Genomic DNA, 22108 nt, shown 5'->3' with positions numbered 1-22108 from the left:
CCCCCGCCCCCCCCCCCCCGCCCCCCCCCCCCCCCCCGCCCCCCCCGCCCGCCCCCCCCCCCCCCCCCCCCCCCCCCGCCCCGCGTCGCCGCAACCGCTCCGCCCGCCGCGGACCGGGTGGCGCGGCGGGGGCCGGCAAGCGCGCCAGCGTGCCGAGCTGGGACGAGATCATGTTCGGCGCGAAGAAGGAGTGAGTCGCCGGTGGCGCGGACGCCACCGGACGTGACGAGACCCCGTGCGGGGAACCGCACGGGGTCTCGGGGTCGTGCACCTGCTCGCTGTCAGTCCGGCTCTGCGACGCGGGCCGGGCCGTCCACCTGCTCGACGGCCACCTGCTCGGTGCGCAGCTCGGCGCGCACGGCCTCCTCGCCCCTCACCTGACGGACGCCCACGCGCACCACCTCGGTCGGCTCCACGCGCACGGAGACGACGGGGACCTCCTCGTGCAGCACGATCACCAGCGGTTCCACCGGTGCGGCACCCGCCGGCTCATCCCCCTGCGCGCCGTCCCCGGCCGCGTCGAGCGGCTCGCGCTCCACCACGAGCCGCTCGACGCGCACCGGCACCTGCACCGTGCGGACCTCGGAGACGACCTCCTTGCGGATGCGCACGCGCTCGCTGGGCACGCGCACCCGCTGCACACGCAGCTCCTCGGCCGAGCGGACGACCTCGGCCGCCCGCTCGTCGGTACCGCTCACCGGTGAGGTCGACTCAGCGGGCGTCGCGGTCGCGGCCGGTGCGGGTGGCCTCGTCCGCGTCGACGTCGATGTGCTCCTCGCGCACCTCGGCGGAGACGCTCTGCTCCTCCTGCACGGTCTGCGTGCCCAGACGCACCCGCTCCACCGGCACCGTCTCCTTGGCGGCCACCGCACGCTCCTCGTGCAGCGTCACCTCGTGCTCCTCCTCGGTCAGGTCCCCACCCGACATCGCCGCACCACGGTTGGCCTCGGTGATCGGCTCACGCTCGACCACGACCTCCTCACGGTTCACCGGCACGCTGCGGGTCACGGTCTCGCTGGTGATGTACTTGCGCAGCCGCGCCCGGCCCGCCTCACGGGACTCCTTGGCCACGTGCAGCTCCTCCTTCGAGCGCGTCATGGCGTCATCGGTGTTCGGCCCGGAGGTGTCGTGACCGGCCCCGCGCACCCCGGCGTCCGTCGTGCCGGAGGCCGTACCGGTCGTGCCGGAAGCGGTGCCCGCGTAACCGGTGGTACCGCCCGTCTGCGTCGAGGACGTCTCGGTGACGGTGCCGCCGGAGGAGGAGATGCCGTAGTAGCGGTACAGGTCGTCCTCGTCCGCCTCGCTCAGCTCGTGACCGGGGTCGTGGTGCGGAGCGTCCTTGACCATGGACTTCTCGAACGGCACCGTGATGGTGTCACCGCTGACCGTGGCCGAGGACAACGGGATCAGGGAGACGTTCGAACCGAACAGGCCCGTCTTCACCGACACCCACTCCGGCTGGTTCGTCGCGTTGTCCAGGTAGACCTCGTCGACCTTGCCGATCTTGTCGCCGTCCGTGCCGGTGACCGTGGCGCCGTAGAGGGTTTCCGCGTTGAAGGTGTTGCCGGTCATGTCGATCTCCTGATCGTTCGAGGGGAACTGCTCGAAACGCCTGCGCGCGTTCGGCGCGCGCGGCGAGTGCCGGGCTCTGCTGGGGGCGGCGCCGTCAGCGCCTGCGGCCGGACAGCGAGCCGACGATCGTCACGCCGACTGCGGCGACGGCGACCTGCAGGATCAGTTCGATCCAGTCGATGCGCGGCGTGTTCGCCACACCCACCGCCTGGGCGAGGAACGTGCCGATGATCGCAGCGATGATGCCGACGACGATGGTCAGCAGGATCGAGATGTTCTGCCGGCCGGGCAGGACGAGCCGGGCCAGGGCGCCGATGATCGCGCCGATGATGACGGCGGTGATGATTGCTGTGATCATGTCGACTCCCGGGTCGTGCCGATGGGTGGAGCGCTCTCGCCGGGGAGGTCGGCGTCGTGCCGACGGCTTCCCGGTTTACATCGTCAAGCGCTGAACCATGAAGCCAGGCACCGGAGCACCCCGCAACTCGAAACCGCAGCACCGCCGTCACCGGAACCGCCCGCGCGGTCGACGGCGTTCGAGCGCGCCACCAGGAAGGCCTGGTCCTCGCTGATCGGCATGACACCCCCTGACCGGGTGCAGCGTGAACGGGTTGGTGCTGACGGTGGGCCGTCGTCCTGGAGGTGCGGCGGGGACCCATCGCGGTGAGCATCGAGGACATCACTCCCGTCGCCGCCGATCAGCCTGCGCCCGTCCGCTGCCGGACGAGGACGGGGCGGTGGTCCGGTCACCGCAGTGGTGGATCATGACGGGCGACGGTGAGGTGCAGGAGGTGGTGCGGTGTCAGCGTCGTCGGGGCGGTCCGTGCCCAGCGGCGGGTCGAACCAGCGTTCGGCGAGCAGGCGCGGGACGACTGCTCCGGGCGCCGGCAGCGGCGCCACGCGCCGACGGCCGGGGCTGAGCAAGAGCGTCGTGCTCGAAGCCGCCATCGACCACGTGGACCGCTTCGGCCTGGCCGAGCTGTCGATGCGCAAGCTGGGCGCCTCCCTGGAGGTCGAGGGGATGGCCCTGTACCGCTACGTGCGCAGTCGCGACGAGCTCCTGGACGCCATGGTGGACCGGCTGCTGGACCAGCTGTACGCCGACCCCGACGTCCTGCTGCGCCCCGAGGACGACTGGCAGGACTTCCTGCGCCGGGTGGCGACCGGGATCCGCCGCATGGCCCTGCAGCACCCGCAGATCTTCCCCCTGGTCGCCACCCGCCACCGGGCGGCGCCCTGGATCCGTCCGCCGCTGCGCAGCCTGCGCTGGATCGAGGGGTTCCTGGCCGCGCTGCTGGCGCGCGGTTTCAGCGAGGACGCGGCCGTCTACGCCTACCGCGCCTTCGGCAGCTTCCTCGTCGGGCACCTGCTGCTGGAGGTCTCCACCGAGGCACCAGCGGCAGAGGCGGCAGCGGAGGGCACCTCGCTGGACCTCGGCGCCTTCCCCACGCTGACCCGGCTGGCGGGCCGGCTGGCGGTGGAGGACCTCAGCGAGGAGTTCGAGCACTCCCTGGGCAACCTCCTGGAACGCCTGGACGAGGCGCGCACCCGCATGGCCGACCAGCCCGGTCGCCGCTGACGCACCGCAGGTGGCCGCACCGGCGGCCCGGGTGGAACCGGCTACTGACGCCGGCGCGCCCACGCGCTGGCCGCCGTGATGATCGAGGCGAGCAGCACCCCGCCACCCGCGCCGAGGAGGTAGCTGTGCAGCAGGTGCCCCAGGCCCACACCCAGGACGGCCATCGCCACGAGGAAGACCATCAAGCTGATCGCGCCCTGCATCGCGCTGGCCGGGGGCTTGGCACCGGTCCGCGGCTCGACGTGGACCTGGGTCACCGTGACGCCTCCCCGCTGCACCGCCCACCACTGCTGCTGGTCCCGACCACCCGAGCCGCCGGTGCACCGCGACGACGACGCAGCGTGAGTCCGGTTCCGATGGTAGGAGCGCGCTGCCGGTGCGGCCAGCCGACACGGGGCGCTCCGGGCCCCGGTGTTAATCTCCTCCCCCGACCGCAGGCCCGAAGCGCTGTGAGAACACCTGGGAGCGACCGACCCGTGCACGGCGGAACGAGGCCCGGCGAGAACGAGGCCATCGCGCTCTACTACGACGACTTCGCCCCGCACTACGTGCCGGGGTGGCGTTCCCTCGAGCACTACGGCCCCCTCGTGGCGGACTTCCTGCTGCGTTCCGTGACGCCCGAGTGCCGGGTCCTCGACGTCGGGTGCGGGCCGGGGCAGCTGACGGGGAACCTCGCCCCGGACGTCTCCGTCACGGGGATCGACCTGTCGGCGCGGATGCTCGCGGTCGCGCGCGCCGGGAGGCCCGGGGGCCGGTACGAGCAGCACGACTTCCACGAGCCGCTGCCGGGCGGCTGGGGGCGCTTCGACGTCGTCGTCGCCGTGGGGTGCCTGGAGTTCTGCCGCGACCTCCCCGGGACGCTGCGGAACCTCGCCGACGCGTGCGCGCCCGGGGCACGCCTGCTGGTGGGGGTCGTCGAGGACCGCACCGCGCGAGAACCCGGCCGTTCCCGGCGCGCGTTCTCCGACGACGGCCTGCCGGGGGTCGACATGCACTGCTACGACGCCACCGCACAGCTGGGGGCGATCACGGCTGCGGGGTTGTCGCCGTGGTCGTACCGGTTCATCCCGGCCTGGCGGCACGACGAGTACTCCTACGTCGTGCAGTACGGGCTGTGGGAACTCCGGAAGGACACGCCGCTCCCCTGACGGCCGGCGATCGAGGCGGCGGGTGGTGCGGGGCTTCCCGCACCACCCGCCGGGCACACCCGGTGGGACCCGGCTCAGCGCTCGGCCAGCACCCGCACGTCCCACGGCCCGAGCCGTAGCGCCTGGCCCGCGGTGGGCCGGTCCGGCCCGAGGAGGTCGCGCAGCGCCGTGGGCGGGAACACGTCGCAGGGGTCCCAGGACCAGTTGTGGACGACGTGCACCCTGGTGCCGTCCGGGGCCGCGGCGGAGCTGACGCGGACCGTCTCGGGTCCGCTCCAGCGGCGGGCGTCCACGGCGCCGACCGCGCCCGGTGCCGTGGAGACGGCCCAGTCCACGACCGCCGCGCTCGTCGCGGCGTCCGGGACCGTCCCCACCACGGTGACGCGGCCACGGCCCCGGGCGGTGGTGGTGATCGCGGGGAAGCGCCCGAAGTGGGGGTGGCCGTAGGCCGCGAGCACGGTGGCGCCCGAGGGCTGCAGGCAGTCCACCCACGTGGTCGCGGTGGCCGCCGACGGCAGCGCCAGCGGCGGCACCTCCCCCCCGTCCGCTGCCGCCGCCAGGAGCGGCACCGGAGCGTCCAGGTTGGAGAACTCCTGGTAGGAGACCCCGGCTGCGGCGGCCAGCCGGGCGGGCTTGACGTCGAGGCGGGCGCGCACGAGCTCGTCGGCGTACCCGGTGCGCACGCCGAGGACCAGGTGGCCGCCCGCGTCGGCGTAGGCCACCAGCCAGTCCAGCAGCGCGTCCCCGGCGGCGTACAGGGCGGGCACGAGCAGCACGGGCAGCTCGGCGGCGACGCCGCCGGGGTCCATCGCCTCGTCCTCCCCGGTCCCGGGCGGGGGCAGCACCTGCCGGTCGTGCAGCAGCCGGGTGCTCAGCGCGGCGTCGAAGGCCCCCCGCGCCCAGCACCCCACGAGGCGCTCGTAGGCGCTCTCGTCGCGGGCGAACGGGGAGGAACCGCCCGGCACCGACGGCGGCTGGAAGGCGAGCCCCCACTTCGAGGGCACCGAGTACAGCAGCCCCACGTGCGCGTCCGGGTGCAGGCCGGCGACCGTCGCGCCGGCCCGGGCGAACTCGGCACCCAGCTGCGAGACCTGCTCGTAGACCCGGCCGGGTCGCTGGTCGTGCGGCAGGACACCGCCCCAGTACGTCTCGGTGCCGGCGTGCAGGGTGTGCCAGTGCCAGTACTCGACCATCCGGGCGCCGCGAGCGACCAGCGCCCACGCCGCCTGGCGCCACTGCCCGTCCCAGGCGGGGAAGTTCGCCGACGACCCGCCGATGGGCCCGGCGTTGGTCTCGGTGACGAGGAACGGTGCCTGCTTGGAGGCGTGCATGCGGTCGGCGGTGTGGATCAGCGCCCACGTCCCGGTGGTCGTCCAGCCCTGCACCGGCCCGGGGTCCGCCGCGGGCAGCGCGAGCCCGTCCTGCACCGCGTAGTAGGGGTTGCCGGCGGCGACGTCGAGCTGGCGGTCGACGTCCCACTCGTCGACGGCGGCCCGCGAGTACGACACGCACGTCGTCACGAACTGCTCGTCCCGGCCCGCGGCCGCGGTCACCTCCCGCACGAGGCCCGCCTGCCACGCGATGAACTCCGTCGTCAGCCGGCACTGGAAGGCGCGCCACGCCTGGTCGTACTGGGGCTGGGCGTTGCCGTGCGGACTCCACAGGTCCGCCCAGCGGGACAGCCGGTGCGACCAGTACGTCAGGCCCCAGGCGTCGTTGAGCGCTTCGACGTCGCCGTACGCGTGCCGCAGGTCGTCGACGAACGCCTCGACGACGGCGGGGTTGTGCAGCAGGTGCAGGCCGGGTTCGTTGTCGACCTGGTACCCGATGACGGCGGGGTGGGTGGCGTAGCGGCCCACGACGGCACGGACCACCCGCTCGGCGTGGAAGCGGAACGCCGGGTGCGTGAAGTCCACCTCCTGCCGGCTGCCCCAGCGCAGCCGGTGGCCGTCGGGCGCCTCGGCGGCGATCTCCGGGTGCTTGCGGGCGAGCCACATCGGCACCGCGTAGGTGGGGGTGCCGAGGACCACGGAGATCCCGCGCTCGTGCGCTCCGTCGAGGGCGGGAGCCAGCCAGTCGAGGTCGAAGCGGCCGTCCTCCGGTTCCCACGTGGACCACACCGACTCCCCCACGCGCACCACGCTCACCGACGCGGCGGCCATGAGGTCGAGGTCCTCCTCCACCCGCGGGACGGGGGTGTACTCCGGGTACCAGGCGGCCCCGAAGAGGACCTTCCGCGGCAGCCGATCCTGAGCGTTCATCCCTTGACGCCTCCCGTGGCCAGTCCGGACTGCCAGTACTTCTGCAGGTAGAGGAACGCGACGATCAAGGGCACGATCGAGACGAGCGATCCGGTGATCACGCTGGAGAACAGCACTTGTCCGCCCGACCCCGCCGCCGCCGCGGACTGCCACTGCGCCAGGCCGACGGTCAGCGGGTAGAGGTCCGGGGAGCTGAGCATGATCAGGGGCAGGAAGTAGTTGTTCCACGTCGCCACGAGCGCGAACAGCAGGACCGTGACGAAGCCGGGAGCGACCAGCCGCAGCGCCACGGTGAAGAAGATCCTCAGCTCACCGGCGCCGTCCACCCGGGCGGCCTCGATGAGCTCCGTGGGAACGGCGTCGGCGGCGTAGACGCGCATGAGGTAGACCCCGAACGGGCTGACGAGGCTCGGCAGGATCACCGCCCACCGGGTGTCGGTGAGGTCCGCGCCGGCGAAGAGCAGGTACGTCGGGATCGCCAGCGCCGTGGTCGGCACCATGATGGCGCCCAGCACGATCGAGAACATCAGGGTCCCGCCGGGGAAGTCGTACTTCGCGAACGCGTACCCGGCCGCGGTCGCCAGGAACGCGGCGCCGAGCGCGCTGACGCCGGCGTACAGCACGGTGTTGCCGATCCAGGTCCAGAAGATGCCGCCCTGGGCGCTGAACACGTCGGTCAGGTTGGACCACAGGTTGATGTCGTCGAACCAGAGACCGAACGTGGAGAAGAGCTGCCTGTTGGTCTTGGTGGAGGCGACGGCGAGCCAGTACAGCGGGAGCAGGAAGTACGGCAGCGTCAGGATCGCCAGCACCGTCAGCAGCGGGCTCTTGCGCCGGGTGAGGCTCCGGCGCCCCTTCGGTTCCACCGGCCGGCGTTCGGCGGCCGTGGGTGTGGTGGTGGTCATGAGCTCCGCTCCCGGCGCTGGGACGACAGCTGGACGACGTAGGAGACGACGGCGATCACGAGGGCGAGCAGGAAGGCGACGGCCGCCGAGTAGTTGATGTTCTGGTTCGTGAACGCCAGGTTGTAGGCGTACAGGTTGGGCGTGTACGCGGAGTCGATGACGCTGGGCGCGAGGATGCTCAGCAGCTGCGGCTCGTTGAACAGCTGGAAGCTGCCGATGACCGAGAAGATCGCCGTCAGCAGCAGCGCGCCCCGGATCGCCGGGATCTTGACCGACCACGCGATGCGCGCCTCTCCGGCCCCGTCGACCCGCGCCGCCTCGTACAGGTCCGCCGGCACCGCGCGCAGCGCCGCGAACATGATGATCATGTTGTAGCCGACGAACTCCCACGTCAGCACGTTCATGATCGAGCCGAGCATCCAGCCGGACGACAGGAACCGCGGCGCGGGCAGCGAGAGCGCCTCGGCGATCTGCGCGAACGGGCCGAAGTCCGGGCCGTACAGGTACCCCCACATGAGGGTCGCCACGACGCTGGGCACGGCGTACGGCAGGAAGATCGCCAGCCGCACGAAGCGCTCCAGGTACAGCAACCCGGAGTCGAGCAGGAGCGCGAACAGCAGCGCGGCACCCAGCATGATCGGCACCTGGATCACGAGGAACAGCGCCACCCGGCCCACGCCCTCGAGGAAGGCGGAGTCGGTGAGGGCGCGCACGTAGTTGTCCAGGCCGACGAAGCTCGTGCCACCGATCAGCTGCTCCCGGAACAGCGACAGGTACGCGGCGTACCCCAGGGGCACCACGAGCATGGCCGCGAAGACGAGCATGAACGGCGCCACGAGCAGGTAGGCGGCGCGGTGCTGGCGCCGCCGCGCGGGGGAGGCCCCCCGCCGGCGCGGCGCTCCAGCGGCCGCGCCGGCGGGGGCGGGGGTCCGTCTCTGAGTCCTCATGGTTCCTCCGGGCCTCACTCGACGGTGAAGCCCTGCTCCTCGGCGTAGGACTCGAGCTGCGACTCCCACTGGGCGAAGGCGGCCACCATGTCGCCGCGCTCCGAGATCGCCGGGCCCACGGTGTCCTCGTAGGTGGAGTACACGTAGTCCATGAAGGGCAGCCAGCCGAACTCGGTGTTCACCTGCTCGGAGGCCTCGGCGAAGACGCGGTTGACCTGCTGGCCGCCGTAGAACTCCGGCGCGGCGTCCAGGAAGGCGGGGTCCTCCAGGATCTGCTGGGACGGCGGGAAGAGGAACTGCTCGGTGGCGAGCGTCATCGCCGGCTCCGGCTCGACGTTGATCCACCGCGCCAGCTCCGCCGCCGCGATCGGGTTGTCGGTGCTCGCCACGACCGCGTCGGTCGAGCCGCCCCAGTTGCCGGTGGCCTGCCCACCCGCCTGCCACTGCGGCAGCTGGGCGGCACGCCACAGGCCGGAGGTGTTCTCCGCAGTCCCCTGCAGGAACACCGGACCCCAGGCGGCGGTGAGCCAGCTGGCGTAGGTGCCGTTGGACAGCGCCTGGTACCACTGGTCGGTGAAGTCGGGGTCCACCCCGACGAGGTCCTGCTGCACCAGGTCCTGCCAGTACTGCACGACCTCGGTGACCTCCTCGGTGCCGAGGTCGATCGTCACGGTCTCCTCACCGTCGTAGCCGAACGGCTGGGCACCGTTGGCCCACAGGAAGCCGATCATCTGGCCCGCCTGGTTGGGCGGGAAGTCGGTGATGTAACGGTCGGGGTTGGCCTCGCGGTAGGTGCGCGCCGCCTGGGCGAACTCGTCCCAGGTCGCCGGGGGCGTGATGCCGGCCTGCGCGAACAGGTCGTCGCGGTAGAGCATGCCCATCGGCCCGGTGTCCTGCGGGATCCCGTACACCGCTCCGTCGCGGTTGACCTGCTCCCACACCCAGTCGGGGTACTGCTCCTGCAGGTCGGTGACGCCCTGGTAGGGCGAGAGGTCCAGCAGGTTGTCGTCCAGCAGGAACGACGAGAGGTACTGGTACTCGATCTGCACGACGTCGGGGGCGCCCTGACCGGCGCGCAGCGCGGTGCGCAGCGCCGTGTACTGGTCCAGGCCCTGACCGGCGTTGACGACCTCGACGTCGATCTCGGGGTACTCCTGCTCGAACATGTCCACCTGGTTCTGGATGTCGGGCACCCAGGTCCAGAAGGTCAGCTCCGTGGGAGTGCTCATCGCCTCCGTGAACTGGTCCTGGCTGACCGGCTCGGCGGAGCCGCCGTCGTCGCCGGAACCGCCGTCACCGCCGCTGCAGCCGACGAGCAGGACGGTCGAGGCCAGGGCCGCGGCCAGGGCGGTGGTGCGTCGCGTGCGGAACACAGGTACTCCTTCGTCCGTGGTGTTTCGATGTGCGGTGTTCGGTGTGCGCTCGAGCCCATGGAGGGCGCGCGCCCGCTCTCAGCGAGCAGCACCACCCCCTCCGGGGGGCGGGCCGGAACTGGCCCGCACCACGAGCTCGGCGTGCACCGGCGCAGCGCCGTCGGGTGCGGGCTCCCCGGCCATCGCGCCGACGAGGAGCTCGACGGCCAGGTGGGCGACGCCGGCGATGTCCTGCCGGACGCTCGACAGCGGCGTCTGGAGGAACTCCACCTCCGGCAGGTCGTCGAAGCCGACGAGCGAGACGTCCCCGGGCACGTGCAGCCCCGCCTCGTGCAGGGCGCGCCCGGCACCGATGGCCGTGGAGTCGTTGGCGGCGAACAGGGCGGTGAACGGCGCGCGGGTGAGCAGCTCCCGCGTGGCCTCGTACCCCGACCGCGCCGACCACTCGCCGCGGACCGGCTCAACGACCCGCGCACCCGCCGCCCGCAGCGCGGTGCGCCAGCCCCGCTCGCGCAGCACCGCCGGCCGCCACGTGGCGGGGCCGCCGACGTGGACGACCGTCTCGTGCCCCAGACCCAGCAGGTGCTCGGTCGCCAGGCGGCCGCCCTCCTCCTCGGCGGCGGCGGCAGAGCGGTGCCGCGGGTGGGGGTGGGGCAACTCCGCCGGGACGACGAGGGGGACGTCGGCGAGGGCGTCCAGGAGCGCCGGGTCCCGCACCAGCGGCTCGGCGATCACGACGCCCTCGGCACCCAGGGACACCGCCCGCTCGACGGCGCGGCGGACGGCGTCGTCACCGGCACCGTCGCCGGTCGTGACGACGACCGTGCCCAGCCCCCGCTCGCGCGCGGCGCGCTCCACGTCCAGCACGTGCCGGGCCACGCCGTGCAGGTCCGTCTCCGGCGCCACGATGCCGATGACGTCGGTGCGGCCGGCGGCCAGGGCGCGGGCGGCGCCGTTGCGGCGGTACCCCAGCCGCGCGACGGTCGCGCGGACACGGTCGCGCACCTCGGGCCGCACCTGCGGTGAGTCGTTCAGGACGCGGGAGACGGTCTTGGGGCTCACGCCCGCGACCCTGGCCACGTCCGCCATCACGACGGCCCGGTGGGCCTGCCGCCCCGCGGGGCCAGTGCTCCGGCCGCCCACGTCCTCACCCCCGATGACCGCGCTGTCACCTCGTGGCCCCCGAGCTTGGGCTCGCGTGACAGCGCTGTCAAGGGGTGCTCGGCAGGTGTGCTCCCGTCGTGACCCGACCGGACGCACCCCGCTCGGCGTGCGCCGCCGGGGCGCGTGCAGTGGAATGAGGCAGGTGCAGCTAGGGGCCACCGCCGCCGAGTCCGTGACCATCGAGGGCAACGACGTCATCCTGCGCGCCGAGGGGCGCACCGAGGTCTACGACCTCACCTACGTGCAGATGCTCGTGCCCTACCTCACCGGGGAGCGCACCGTGCCGCCGATGCGGCTGGCGCACTTCCGCCCGGGCGTGAAGCCCTGGCTCTGCCTCAGCGTGATCGACGACGACGGGTTCGAGCCGGACCTGTCGGGCGTGGCGATCTACTCCGGCCTGGGCACCCACCGGGAGATGGCCCTGCACCTGAGCAGGGCCGAGGCGTGGCGCCTGGCCGAGGTGCTGCAGCGCTCGGGACGGGCGCGGGTGCTGGGCGAGCAGCACGACCGGGGCCAGGAGGACGGCGAGCCGGAGGACGGCGAGCGGGACCGGGCGGCCTGACGGCCGCGGCCGGCCACGTCCCGCCGGCCCTCACAACCGCAGCAGCCCCGCCACCTGCAGCACCGCCGCGCCCGCCTCGTCGGAGGCGTCCAGGTCGACCTCCGCCACGACCGCCCAGTCGCGGTCCCCGGCGGGGTCGTCCAGCACCTGGCGCACGTACCAGCGCCGGGGCGAGCCCTTGGCGTGCGGGCCGGAACCGTCGTCGACCTGCAGCAGGTGCGGGCCGCGCGCCTGCGGGCCGGTGCCGATGGAGTCGTGCTCGTCGTAGTAGGCGTCGAGCTGGTCGGCCCAGGTGTCCTCGTCGGGTGAGCCGTCCAGCGCCGCGAGCGCCTGCGGGCGGTCCAGGGCGGCCAGCTCCACGAACCGGAACACCGCGTTGCGCACCAGGACCCGGAACGCGCGCGCGTTCGCGGTCACCGGCGGAGCCTCGTCCTCCACCGGCGCCGTGGCGGCCACGACGTCCACGTCGTCGCCGGCGCGCAGCTTCTCCCACTCCGCCAGGAGGCTGGAGTCGGTCTGGCGCACGACCTCGCCCAGCCACTCCACGACGTCGGTGACCTCCTCGGTGCGGGCGTCCTCCGGCACCGTCTGGCGCAGCGCCTTGTAGGCGTCGCTGAGGTAGCGCAGCACCAGGCCCTCGGAGCGGGCGAGCTGGTAGAACGCGACGAAGTCGCCGAACGTCATGGCCCGCTCGAACATGTCGCGGACCACCGACTTGGGGCGCACCTCGTGGTCGGCCACCCACGGGTTGCCGGCCCGGTACGTCTCGTACGCCGCGCGCAGCTGCTCCTCCAGCGGCTTGGGCCAGGTGACGTCCTCCAGCTGGGCCATGCGCTCCTCGTACTCCAGCCCGTCGGCCTTCATGCGGGCCACGGCCTCGCCCTTGGCCTTGGACTGCTGCGCCAGCAGCACCTTCATCGGGTCGTCCAGCGTGGACTCGATGGTGGAGACGACGTCGAGCGCGTACGTGGGCGACTCGCGGTCCAGCAGGTCGTCGACCACGGCGAGCGCGAACGGCGACAGCGGCTGGTTCAGGGCGAAGTCCAGCTGCAGGTCGCTCACCAGCCGCACCTGCCGGCCGTCGGCCAGCGGTTCGGGCAGCGTCTCGACGACGCCGGCGTCCAGCAGGGCGCGGAACAGCTCCACGGCGCGGCGCACGTGCTGCAGCTGCCGCTTGCGCGGTTCGTGGTTGTCCAGCAGGAGGTGGCGCGCCGCCTCCACCGGGTTGCCGGGGCGCTGCAGGAGGTTGAGCAGCATCGAGGTGGTGACGCGGAAGTGGCTGGTCAGCTGCTCGGGCTGGGCGGTCACCAGCTTGTCCATGGTGGCCTGCGACCAGGACACGAACCCGTCGGGCGCCTTGACGCGCTGCACCTTCTTCAGCTTCTTCGGGTCGTCGCCGGCCTTGGCGACGCGGCGGGCGTTCTCCACCTCGTGCTCGGGGGCCTGCACCACGACGGTGCCGGCGGTGTCGAAGCCGGCGCGACCGGCCCGACCGGCGATCTGGTGGAACTCCCGGGCCCGGTAGTGGCGGGTGCGGCGGCCGTCGAACTTCGTGAGCCCCGCGAACAGCACGGTGCGGATGGGCACGTTGATGCCGACGCCGAGGGTGTCGGTGCCGCAGACGACCCGCAGCAGGCCCGCCTGGGCCAGGGTCTCCACCAGGCGGCGGTACTTGGGCAGCATCCCGGCGTGGTGCACGCCCACGCCCATGCGCAGCAGCCGGTTCAGGACCTTGCCGAAGCCGGGGGCGAAGCGGAAGCCGCCGATCGCCTCGGCGATGGCGTCGCGCTGCTCGCGGGTGGCGACCTTCGCGCTGGTCAGGGCCTGCGCCTGCTCCACGGCGGCGGCCTGGGTGGCGTGCACGACGTAGACGGGGGCGCGGTCGGTGACCAGCAGCTCCTCCACGGTCTCCTGCAGCGGGGTGGTGGCCCAGGAGTAGTGCAGCGGCACGGGCCGCTCCACGGAGGTGACGACGGCGGTGGGCCGGCCGGTGCGGCGGGTGAGGTCCTCGCGCAGCCAGTCGACGTCGCCGAGGGTGGCGGACATCAGCAGGAACTGCGCCTGCGGCAGCTCGATGAGCGGCACCTGCCACGCCCACCCGCGGTCGGGCTCGGCGTAGAAGTGGAACTCGTCCATCACGACCTGGCCCACGTCGGCGAACGCGCCCGAGCGCAGCGCCACGTTCGCCAGCACCTCGGCGGTGCAGCACACGATGGGCGCGCCGGGGTTCACCGACGCGTCGCCGGTCATCATGCCGACGTTCTCCGCGCCGAACGTCTCCACCAGCGCGAAGAACTTCTCGCTGACCAGCGCCTTCAGCGGCGCGGTGTAGAAGGAGCGGATCCCCGCGGTCAGGGCGGCGGCGTGCGCGCCGGCGGCGACCAGGGACTTGCCGGAGCCGGTGGGGGTGGCCAGGACGACGTTGGAGCCGGAGACCACCTCGATGAGGGCCTCCTGCTGCGCCGGGTACAGCTCGATGCCGCCGGCCGAGACCCACCCGGCGAACGCCTCGTACACGGCGTCGGGGTCGTCGGCGGCGGCGCTGCCGGGGGCGGGCAGCACGCTGGTCAGCGAGGCGCGGGCGGAGGTCCGCAGCAGCTCGTCGGACTCACCGGCGGGCGCGGAGGGGGCGGGGGTGGTGGCCATGGCGCTGCCCATGCTCCCACCTGCGCGCCAGCACGCCCACGGCCACCGCGGCCAGCAGCGCCGCCCACGCCACCCACGGGCCCACCTCGCGCCGGTACCCCAGCGTCACCGCCTGCACGGCCGGGGACATGCCGTCCACCAGGCCCGGCACGTACGCCAGCGCCAGCAGCGTCAGCCGCAGCGCCACCAGGCGCTCCAGCCACCCGCCGGCCACCCCGGCGGGGACGGTGGCCGCCAGCGCCAGCGGGCCCCACAGCAGCAGGTCGTACCAGGGCAGCTCGTACGGGGCGGCCAGCAGGTAGCCCAGGGCCAGCAGCGCGCCGGCCCCGGCGGCGCAGCGGCGCAGCTGCGCGGGCCCCCACGGGCCCGCGGGCCGGTGCACCAGCAGCGGCCACCACAGCACCGCGAGCAGCACCATGAGCAGCAGCGTCCCGGGCAGCAGCGCCCCGCGGGGCACGCCGGCGTCGACGAGGGGCCGCCACACCGTGGCCAGCGACACGTACCGGCTGGCGGTGCGGGTCTGGTCGTAGGCGTGCGCACCGGCCCACAGGTGCGCGGGCACCAGCAGCAGCAGCGCCCCCGCCAGCCCCCGCAGCAGCCAGCCGGTGCCCGGGGCCCCCGGCCCGCCCGCGCGCCGCGCGGCCCACCACGCCACCAGCAACCCGCCCCCCACCGCCCCGTACGGCAGCTTCGTGCCCACCGCCACCGCCAGCACCAGACCGGCCGCGAACGGCCGGCGCGGGGCCAGCAGCAGCACCCCCACCGCCGCCGCACCCGCCAGGACGTCGGCGTGCGCACCGCCCAGGCCCACCGTCAGCAGCAGCGGGTTCGCCGTCCACAGCACGTGGGCGCGAGCGCGCAGCGCCTCGTCCTCGCGCAGCGCCGCGTGCAGCCCGGCCGCCGCGGCCGCCCACGCCGCCAGCAGCAGCAGCTGCCAGCACCACACGGTGGCGCGCACCGAGTCCCCGCCGGCCAGCGAGGCCAGCGCGTGCAGGGCCGTGACCACCGGCCCGTACACCGACGTCGTGGAGCGCCAGGGGTCGCGCACCGCCGAGGCCACCGGGTCCGCACCGCCCGCGAAGGCGTCGGGCGCCTCGACGTAGGGGTCGGCGCCCAGCGCCGCGATGCGGCCGTAGGCGGCGTAGCTGAGGTGGTCGGCGGAACCCGCGGGCGGCACCAGGGCCGTGGCGGCGGCGCCGGCGGCCGCGAGCAGCAGCAGCCCCCGGGGGCGCCACCCCCGCGCCGCCGCGGCCAGGCCGGTGAGCACCGCGACGCCCCCGGAGAGCACCGAGACCGCCAGCAGGGCGCTGACCAGCGCGGACGACGGCCGCAGGCCCAGGTCCACCGGCAGCGCACCGTCCCCCAGGGGCGGCACCGCCGCCGAGGGCCCGGCCACGGCCACGGCCAGCCAGGCCAGCAGCGCGAGCGCCGCGGCGGCGACGGGGGCCGGCGCGGCGGCGGGCGGGCGCCGGGGCGCCTCGGCCACCGGCACCGCCGCCCGGGGCGCCTCAGCCACCGGCGCGGCGGGCCGGGAGCAGCGCCCCGGCGGCACCGCGGCGCACCAGGGCAAGCGCCACGTCGCGGTACTGCGCCGCGCGGTGCAGCTGGGCGCGCAGGTCCGCACCGGTGACGCGGTGGTGCAGCTCGCACGGCACCTCCACCACCCGGTACCCCGCCCGCAGCAGGTCGATCGTCAGGGCCGTCTCCACGCCCCACCCGCGCGCCAGCGGCTGCGCGGCCTCGAACGCCGCGCGGCTCAGGCAGCGCATCCCCGACAGCGGCTGCTGCGGCGACCAGCCGGCCAGCGCCAGCGTGCCGCGGCGGGCCAGGCCCACGACCAGGCCGCGCCCGCCGCCGGCGGTGGCCTGCTGCGGCAGCACCGCGATCGTCATGTCCGCCTCGCCGGCCAGCACCGGGCCGGTCAGCGGGACCGTCGCCGACGCGCTGCCGGCGAGGTCGGCGTCCACGAACAGCAGCGGCCGCGGCCCGGTGCCCGGGCGCGGGGACGCCGCCTCGTGGGCCGCCACCGCGCGGGCGCCGGTGCGCATGGCCGCGGCCTTGCCGCGGTTGCGCGGGTGGGCCACCACCAGGGCGCCGGCCTCGCGCGCCAGGGCCGCGGTGCCGTCGGAGGAGCCGTCGTCCACGACGACGACGAGGTCGGCGACCGGCAGGGAGCGCAGGGCCGTCACGGTGGCGGCGATGCGCTCGGCCTCGTCCTTGGCCGGCACGACGACGGCCACGGTCGGGGACGGGGCGGGAGCCGGCTGCGGGGACGGCGTCGGGGACGGCTGCGGCGGCACGCTCGCGAGGCTAGAGCACGTCCCCACCGGCGCGGCGGACCGCGAGGACGGTGACGTCGTCGTCGACGGGCTCGCCGCGCGTCATGCCGCCCACGAGCTCGTCGACGACCCCGCGCACGGAGGCGTCGCCCGCGGCGGCCACGAGCCGCGCGGCCGTGGCCAGCCCCTCGTCGAGGGAGCGGGTGCGGGTCTCCACCAGGCCGTCGGAGAACAGCACGAGGTCCTGCCCCGGCTCCAGGCGCGTCGCCAGGACGGCGTCGCGAGCGCCGCCCGCGCCGTCCAGGAGGGCGCCCAGGGGCGGGCCCGCCGGCACGTCGAGGTAGCGGGCGGCGCCACCGGTGCGCACCAGCGGCGGCGGGTGGCCCGCCGAGGCCACCAGCGCCCCGCCGTCGCGGTCCAGCAGCACGTACGCCAGGGTGACCAGGTCCTCCCCGCCGGTGGCCGCCGCGCACGCGTCCAGGCCCCGGAGCACGGCGGCCGGGTGCGGGTCCACCAGGGCGAGGGCGCGCACCTGGGCGCGCACCTCCCCCATCACGGTGGCGGCCCGCGCCCCGCGGCCCATGACGTCGCCGAGCACGACGGCCACGCGCCCGCCGCCGACGGCCAGCAGCTCGGCCCAGTCCCCGCCCACGGCGGCCCCGGCGCCGGTGGCGGTCGCGCGGTGCGCGTGCAGCCACGGCACGGACGCCAGGGACCCGGGCTTGAGCGCCTCCTGCAGCACGCGCGCGGTGCTGCGCTCGCGCTCCAGCAGGTCCACGCGCTCCAGGGCGGCGGCGACCTGACCGGCCAGGGCCAGCAGGAACGCACGCTCGTCCTCGTCGGCGGCCTCGTCGTCGGCGAAGCCCACGACCAGACCGCCCAGGCGCCGCTGCGGGGTGGTCAGCGGCAGCACCGCCCAGGCGGTGTCACCGTCGGCAAGGGCCTGCAGGTAGGCCGCGCGCACCCACTGCGGCAGCACACGGGCGCCCTCCGGCCCGACGGCGTACCAGCCGCCGGCGGCGGCGCACGCCTCGACGTCGCGCAGCAGCTGGGCGGCGCGGCGGTCCTCGCGCACCAGGTGCTCGCGCCGGCCGTCGCGCCGCAGCCGGTGCACGGCGAGGGGACCGCCCGGACCGCGCTCGTCGTCGGCGAGGGTCAGGCTCGCGCGGGCGGTGCCGGGCAGGTCCAGGCAGGTGCGCAGCACCGCGTCGACGACCCCGGCGCGGGTGCCGGCGGTGGACAGCGCCGCCGTCAGGGCCTGCAGGGCGCGGGTGCGGCGGCGCGCCCGGACCCGCTCGTCGACGTCGTCGAGGGCGCCGACCCACTCCAGGACGGGGGAACCGGGGTCGTCGGGGTCCTCGCGCACCGGCTGGGCGGTGGCGGCGATCCACCGCCAGCCGGTGGGGGTGCGCAACCGCAGCCGGGCGGTGCCGGCGCGGCGCTCGCGGGCCGCGGCGGTGGCCTCGGCCAGCACGCCGGGCAGGTCGGCGGGGTGCACGTCGGCGGTCCAGCCGGCCCCGGAGACGGCGCCGGCGCGGCCGGTGAGGGCCTGCCAGCCGGGCAGCTCGCTCGTCAGCCCGCGACCGGGGGCGGCGGTGAACACGTCGAGGCGGCCGGCCGTGGCGAGGGTGCGGTAGCGCTGCTCGGCCCGGCGGGCGGTGTCGAACAGGCGGGCGCGGTCGACCGCGCAGGCGCACTGCCCGGCGAGGGTGGCGGCCAGCAGCAGCTGCACCTCGTCCAGGCCCCCCTCGCGGGGCAGGCCCAGGCGCAGCACCCCCGTCAGCCCCCGGTCGGTGAGCATGGGCAGCGCCGCCCAGGAGCGTTCCCCGGCGGCGACGAGGCGCTCGTTGAGGGGGTCGTCGAAGCGGGCGGCGAGCTCGGCCGGCGAGCGCAGCTGCACCGGCTCGCGGGTGCGCGCGGCCAGGGCGCTGGGGGTGGAGGCGTCCAGCGGCAGGCGGGGCGCGCGCCCGGCGGCCGGGGTGCGGGCGACGCCGTCGCCGGTGGGCACCAGGGCGGTGCCGGTGTCGTCCAGGAGGAAGACGTCGCAGCTGGTGGAGCCGAGGACGTCCTGGACGGCGCCGAGCACGACGGCCACGGCGTCGCGCACGCTGAGGGCGGCGGCCAGGTGCACGGTCGTGCGTTCCAGCACCCGCAGGTCCGACACGTCCAGGGCGCTGCGTCGCCCCTGACCGGGCAGGTGGGCGGGGAGGTGGGCCGCGGGCGCTGAGGTCGCGGGGGTCTCGACGAGGGAGCGGTCCACGGGCCCTCCCGAGGGTCGTGACGCCGGCGCTCTCCAGCGTCACCTCCCACGTTATCGCGCTGAGCGACGACAAACGCCCCTGCGTAGCAGGAAGTACCCGAAAGGGGGCGGGTCAGCGCGGGTGCAGGCGGGTCGGGCCCCCGAACGACGCCCACACCGTGCGGCTGAGGTCGTCGAGGTTCTCCACGACGCCCCACTCGTCCGCCAGGCCCTCCACGATGCGCAGCCCGCGCCCGGAGGTCGCCCCGTCGTCCACCGCGCGCGGGCAGACCACCCGCCCCGGCGCACCGCCGTCGGTCACGGCGATCTCGACGTGCGCACCGCCGTCGCGGACCACCAGGCACTGCACGTGGATCTCCCCGCCGCCCAGCGGCCGGGCGTGACGCACCGAGTTGCCCACGATCTCCGAGACGACGATCTCGATCTCCGCCGTCGCCTCGGCGTCCAGCCCCGCACCGTCCAGCACGGAGCGGACCACGCGCCGGGCCCTGGGGACGGACGCGGCGTCGTGCTCGAACGACGACCAGTGCGTCGCCGGCACGGGGCAGTGTCCCGTCGCCATCCGTCCTCCTGACCCGCCGCCCTGCTGACGGCTGCGTAGGTACCCGAGCCGCGCCCCGGCCAAACCTGACCCGACCGGACCGCCCCTCCAGAGTGCTCCCGACCACCCGTCCGGCCCAGCAGCGACCCGCCGAGGACCGTGCGTGGCCGGGTGGGTGAGTGGCCGTGGCCGGGGTGGGTCGTCGGCGTCCCGCGGGCGGCGTCGGGGCGCGAACCCCGGGCGCTGGACCCGTCACGCCCCACCGCCCGGACGCGAACCACGCCCGGGAACGCGACACGTCAGCGCACGAAGGGCTCGTCCCCCGTCTCGGACACCATGGGACGCCCGGCCTCCGCCCACGCCCCCATGCCGCCGTCGACGTTGACCACGTCGTAGCCGTTCTGGGACAGCCACTGCGCCACCCGCAGGGAGCGCCCGCCGGCGCGGCACACGACGTGCAGCTCCCCCTCGGGCAGCTCGGCCAGGCGCTGCGGCACTTCGCTCATGGGGACGTGCAGGGCGCCGTCGGCGTGGCCGGCGACCCACTCGTCGTCCTCGCGGACGTCGAGGAGGGTGGCGTCGGCGGGGACGTCGGCGGCGGGGACGGAGGGGACCTCGGGCATGGCGGGGAGCCTACGGCTCAGCGCAGCCGCTCGGGCAGGGGCCGGGCGTGCACGACGGTGAGGGCGGACACGGCGCGGGTCAGCGCCACGTAGAGGCGGCGCAGGCCGGTGCGCTCGTCGGGTTCGCCGGCCACGACGTCGGCGGGTTCGAGCACGACGACGCGGTCGAACTCCAGGCCCTTGACGAGGGTGGCGGGCACGAGGGACACCCGCTCGGGGAGCCCGTCGTCCTCGCGCACCGCGTCGAGGCGGGTGGTGGGCACACCGGCGGCGGCGAGGGCGCCGGCTGCGGCGTCGGTGGCGGCGTCGGCGACGACGACGCCGACGGAGCCCTCCTCGCGCAGCAGGTCCGCGACGACGGCGACGGCCCGCGCCAGCGCGTCCTCCCTCGCGTCCGCGTCGACGGTCAGCACGTCGAGGCGGCCCGGGTCGGGGCGCACCGAGCGCGGCACGGTCAGCTCCGGGGCGATGGCCGGCAGCAGGCGGGCGGCGTAGTCGAGGACGGCGGAGGGCACGCGGAAGCCGCGGTCGAGGACCTCCACGTGGCCGCCGGGCTTGCCGAGGTGCTCGAGCACGTCGGGCCAGGAGCGCGCCGACCACGGGGTGGTGCCCTGGGCGATGTCGCCCAGGACGGTGGCGGCGCCGGTGGAGCAGCGCCGGCCCACGGCGCGCAGCTGCATCGGGGACAGGTCCTGCGCCTCGTCGAGGACGACGTGGGCGCGCGAGGCGGTGCGGGTGAGCTGGTCGGCGATCTCGTCGATCAGGACGGCGTCGGCCTGGCTCCAGCGGGCGGTGCCGGCGCTGCGCGGGGGCCTCTCCCACAGCAGGAGGGCGCGCTCGGCGTCGTCGAGGACGCCGCCGGAGCAGGCGGCGAGGAAGTCCGCGTCGGACAGCAGCCGGTGCAGGACCTTCGCGGCGTCCTGGGCGGGCAGCAGGCGGTTCACGGCGCGCTTGACGTCGGCGCTGCGGGCGACGGCGTCCTGGACGGCGTCGTCGGGGGAGTCGCCGGCGGCCTCGAACAGCTGCAGGACGGCGTGGGCGAGGCGCTGGGGCAGCAGGGCGCGGGCGGCCTCGTAGCGGATGCCCCGCGAGGCGAGCTCGTCGAGCAGCTCGCGCACCCGGTACCCGGGGACCCGCCAGCGCCGCGAGCCGCGCGGCAGCACGAACGCGCCGCCGTCGAGGACCTGCGCGGGGTCGCCCACCGCCGCCCACACGGCGCGGCGGACGACCTCGGCCAGGCGCGCGTCGCCCTTGAGGGCGGCCACCGCGGCGGGTTCGGCGGCGCGCACGGCGACGTCCTTCCGGCCACCGCCGGGGCGGGTGACGAGGCCGGTGACGGTGGCCTGCTCCACCCGCACCTCCCCCAGCGCGGGCAGCACGGCACCGATGTGCTGCAGGAACGCGGTGCTGGGGCCCACGACGAGGACGCCCTGGCGGGTGAGGCGCTCGCGGTGCGCGTACAGCAGCCACGCGGCGCGGTGCAGGCCCACGGCGGTCTTGCCGGTGCCGGGGGCGCCCTGCACGCACACGGTGGTGGCCGCGTCGGCGCGCACGAGGGCGTCCTGCTCGGGCTGGATGGTGGCGACGATGTCGCGCATGGGGCCGGAACGGGGGCGCTCGACCTCGCGGGCGAGGATCGCCGAGGCGCGCTCGTCCTCGCCGGGCACGGGGTCGGTGAGGTGCTCGTCCTCGTGGGCGGTGAGGCGGCCGTGCTCGACGCCGAAGCGGCGGCGCAGCCGCACGTCGCCGCGCTCGGCGCGGCTGGCCCGGTAGAAGCCGCGGGAGACGTCGGCGCGCCAGTCCACGACGACGGGGTCGCCGGCGGAGTCGGTGACGTGGCGGCGGCCGATGTGCAGGACCTCGCCGGAGTCGTGGTCGGTGCGGCCGAAGAACAGGGCGGTGGCGGGGTCGTCCACGAGGCTCGCGGCGCGGCGGTCCAGGACGCGGGCGAGGGCGGCGTCGGCGATCGGGTCGCCGCCGTCGGCGGTCAGGGAGAGCGTGTGCTCGCGCATGCGGACCAGTTCGGCGCGGGCGCGGTCGAGGTGGCGCTGCTCGGCGGCGAGCACGTCGGGGGTTCCGGGGGTTCCCCGGGCGGGGGCGGGCACGGTTCCTCCAGGGTTCCGGGGAGCCCGCCGATCCTGCCAGAATCGTTGCAGGACAACAACCTTGCGATCACGGAGCGGTTCGCGGGAGGATTCTCAGGGGACGAGCCGAGGAGCCAGAACCGGCCAAACGCCCCACGGTACCC

19 protein-coding genes are annotated in these 22108 nt (G+C 75.2%); 3 read left to right on the top strand and 16 right to left on the bottom strand.

Annotated elements, in window-relative coordinates; genetic code table 11:
• Positions 1-281: 281 nt before the first annotated feature.
• The 3 genes from ACRYR9_RS03345 to ACRYR9_RS03335 all read right to left on the bottom strand — a co-directional run bounded on the left by ACRYR9_RS03345 (position 282) and on the right by ACRYR9_RS03335 (position 1930).
• Positions 282-698: a DUF2382 domain-containing protein gene (locus ACRYR9_RS03345; protein ID WP_432509642.1), complete on the bottom strand. Its 417-nt coding sequence runs from the start codon at positions 696-698 to the stop codon at positions 282-284.
• Between the two features lie 13 nt (positions 699-711).
• Complete coding sequence (locus ACRYR9_RS03340) at positions 712-1572, bottom strand: DUF2382 domain-containing protein (protein WP_432492289.1); 861 nt, start codon at positions 1570-1572, stop codon at positions 712-714.
• A gap of 94 nt (positions 1573-1666) precedes the next feature.
• A complete protein-coding gene (locus tag ACRYR9_RS03335; RefSeq protein ID WP_432492287.1) occupies positions 1667-1930 on the bottom strand; it encodes a GlsB/YeaQ/YmgE family stress response membrane protein in 264 nt (87 codons plus the stop codon).
• 573 nt (positions 1931-2503) lie between these two features.
• On the opposite strand from ACRYR9_RS03335, the gene ACRYR9_RS03330 reads away from it, so the two are divergent.
• Entirely contained in the window at positions 2504-3151 is a 648-nt protein-coding gene (locus tag ACRYR9_RS03330) for a TetR/AcrR family transcriptional regulator C-terminal domain-containing protein (RefSeq protein ID WP_432492285.1), read from the top strand.
• Positions 3152-3192: 41 nt separating this feature from the next.
• On the opposite strand, the gene ACRYR9_RS03325 is transcribed toward ACRYR9_RS03330, so the two are convergent.
• Entirely contained in the window at positions 3193-3408 is a 216-nt protein-coding gene (locus ACRYR9_RS03325) for a hypothetical protein (RefSeq protein ID WP_432492283.1), read from the bottom strand.
• Positions 3409-3627: 219 nt separating this feature from the next.
• Between ACRYR9_RS03325 and ACRYR9_RS03320 the strand changes: the two genes are divergently transcribed.
• Positions 3628-4299 (top strand): class I SAM-dependent methyltransferase, encoded by a 672-nt coding sequence (locus tag ACRYR9_RS03320; protein ID WP_432492281.1) that lies wholly within the window; start codon positions 3628-3630, stop codon positions 4297-4299.
• 74 nt (positions 4300-4373) lie between these two features.
• Here the strand turns inward: ACRYR9_RS03320 and ACRYR9_RS03315 are convergent, their stop codons facing one another.
• From ACRYR9_RS03315 to ACRYR9_RS03295, 5 genes are all read right to left on the bottom strand, one after another.
• The gene (locus ACRYR9_RS03315) at positions 4374-6560 is read right to left on the bottom strand and encodes a beta-galactosidase (protein WP_432492279.1); all 2187 of its coding nucleotides are present in this window, start codon (positions 6558-6560) and stop codon (positions 4374-4376) included.
• Positions 6557-7465 carry a carbohydrate ABC transporter permease gene (locus ACRYR9_RS03310; RefSeq protein WP_432492277.1) on the bottom strand — a complete coding sequence of 303 codons (909 nt, stop codon included), beginning with the start codon at positions 7463-7465 and terminating at the stop codon, positions 6557-6559. Before ACRYR9_RS03310 ends, ACRYR9_RS03315 begins: the two co-directional genes overlap by 4 nt.
• On the bottom strand, positions 7462-8412 hold the full coding sequence (locus ACRYR9_RS03305) for a carbohydrate ABC transporter permease (protein ID WP_432492275.1): 951 nt from the start codon (positions 8410-8412) through the stop codon (positions 7462-7464). Before ACRYR9_RS03305 ends, ACRYR9_RS03310 begins: the two co-directional genes overlap by 4 nt.
• A gap of 14 nt (positions 8413-8426) precedes the next feature.
• Positions 8427-9785 carry an ABC transporter substrate-binding protein gene (locus ACRYR9_RS03300; RefSeq protein WP_432492273.1) on the bottom strand — a complete coding sequence of 453 codons (1359 nt, stop codon included), beginning with the start codon at positions 9783-9785 and terminating at the stop codon, positions 8427-8429.
• 78 nt (positions 9786-9863) lie between these two features.
• The gene (locus ACRYR9_RS03295) at positions 9864-10874 is read right to left on the bottom strand and encodes a LacI family DNA-binding transcriptional regulator (protein WP_432492356.1); all 1011 of its coding nucleotides are present in this window, start codon (positions 10872-10874) and stop codon (positions 9864-9866) included.
• Between the two features lie 217 nt (positions 10875-11091).
• On the opposite strand from ACRYR9_RS03295, the gene ACRYR9_RS03290 reads away from it, so the two are divergent.
• Positions 11092-11511, top strand: a complete 420-nt coding sequence (locus ACRYR9_RS03290; RefSeq protein ID WP_432492271.1) for a hypothetical protein — start codon at positions 11092-11094, stop codon at positions 11509-11511.
• Positions 11512-11541: 30 nt separating this feature from the next.
• On the opposite strand, the gene ACRYR9_RS03285 is transcribed toward ACRYR9_RS03290, so the two are convergent.
• From ACRYR9_RS03285 to ACRYR9_RS03255, 7 genes are all read right to left on the bottom strand, one after another.
• Positions 11542-14157, bottom strand: a complete 2616-nt coding sequence (locus tag ACRYR9_RS03285; protein ID WP_432540178.1) for a DEAD/DEAH box helicase — start codon at positions 14155-14157, stop codon at positions 11542-11544.
• Complete coding sequence (locus tag ACRYR9_RS03280; RefSeq protein WP_432492267.1) at positions 14120-15673, bottom strand: hypothetical protein; 1554 nt, start codon at positions 15671-15673, stop codon at positions 14120-14122. The genes ACRYR9_RS03285 and ACRYR9_RS03280 overlap by 38 nt, the downstream gene beginning before the upstream one ends.
• Positions 15666-16457 carry a glycosyltransferase gene (locus ACRYR9_RS03275; protein WP_432492265.1) on the bottom strand — a complete coding sequence of 264 codons (792 nt, stop codon included), beginning with the start codon at positions 16455-16457 and terminating at the stop codon, positions 15666-15668. Before ACRYR9_RS03275 ends, ACRYR9_RS03280 begins: the two co-directional genes overlap by 8 nt.
• Positions 16458-16467: 10 nt before the next feature.
• On the bottom strand, positions 16468-18696 hold the full coding sequence (locus tag ACRYR9_RS03270; RefSeq protein WP_432492263.1) for a SpoIIE family protein phosphatase: 2229 nt from the start codon (positions 18694-18696) through the stop codon (positions 16468-16470).
• A gap of 112 nt (positions 18697-18808) precedes the next feature.
• Complete coding sequence (locus tag ACRYR9_RS03265; protein ID WP_432492261.1) at positions 18809-19258, bottom strand: ATP-binding protein; 450 nt, start codon at positions 19256-19258, stop codon at positions 18809-18811.
• 278 nt (positions 19259-19536) lie between these two features.
• The gene (locus tag ACRYR9_RS03260; RefSeq protein WP_432492259.1) at positions 19537-19860 is read right to left on the bottom strand and encodes a rhodanese-like domain-containing protein; all 324 of its coding nucleotides are present in this window, start codon (positions 19858-19860) and stop codon (positions 19537-19539) included.
• Between the two features lie 17 nt (positions 19861-19877).
• Positions 19878-21965, bottom strand: coding sequence for a HelD family protein (locus ACRYR9_RS03255; RefSeq protein ID WP_432492257.1), 2088 nt, complete (start codon positions 21963-21965; stop codon positions 19878-19880).
• Positions 21966-22108: the final 143 nt, after the last annotated feature.

The sequence above is a fragment of the Kineococcus auxinigenes genome (genome assembly GCF_050871525.1).
GTDB lineage: Bacteria > Actinomycetota > Actinomycetes > Actinomycetales > Kineococcaceae > Kineococcus.
Note: the sequence above shows the minus strand (reverse complement) of the source record. Positions and strands in the feature narration are given on the sequence as shown.

Excerpts from the sequence above, each read along its gene's own strand:
- ACRYR9_RS03340 (WP_432492289.1), bottom strand. The coding sequence starts at position 1,572 with ATGACCGGCAACACCTTCAACGCGGAAACCCTCTACGGCGCCACGGTC.
- ACRYR9_RS03335 (WP_432492287.1), bottom strand. The coding sequence starts at position 1,930 with ATGATCACAGCAATCATCACCGCCGTCATCATCGGCGCGATCATCGGC.
- ACRYR9_RS03315 (WP_432492279.1), bottom strand. The coding sequence starts at position 6,560 with ATGAACGCTCAGGATCGGCTGCCGCGGAAGGTCCTCTTCGGGGCCGCC.
- ACRYR9_RS03310 (WP_432492277.1), bottom strand. The coding sequence starts at position 7,465 with ATGACCACCACCACACCCACGGCCGCCGAACGCCGGCCGGTGGAACCG.
- ACRYR9_RS03305 (WP_432492275.1), bottom strand. The coding sequence starts at position 8,412 with ATGAGGACTCAGAGACGGACCCCCGCCCCCGCCGGCGCGGCCGCTGGA.
- ACRYR9_RS03295 (WP_432492356.1), bottom strand. The coding sequence starts at position 10,874 with ATGGCGGACGTGGCCAGGGTCGCGGGCGTGAGCCCCAAGACCGTCTCC.
- ACRYR9_RS03285 (WP_432540178.1), bottom strand. The coding sequence starts at position 14,157 with ATGGCCACCACCCCCGCCCCCTCCGCGCCCGCCGGTGAGTCCGACGAG.
- ACRYR9_RS03265 (WP_432492261.1), bottom strand. The coding sequence starts at position 19,258 with ATGGCGACGGGACACTGCCCCGTGCCGGCGACGCACTGGTCGTCGTTC.
- ACRYR9_RS03260 (WP_432492259.1), bottom strand. The coding sequence starts at position 19,860 with ATGCCCGAGGTCCCCTCCGTCCCCGCCGCCGACGTCCCCGCCGACGCC.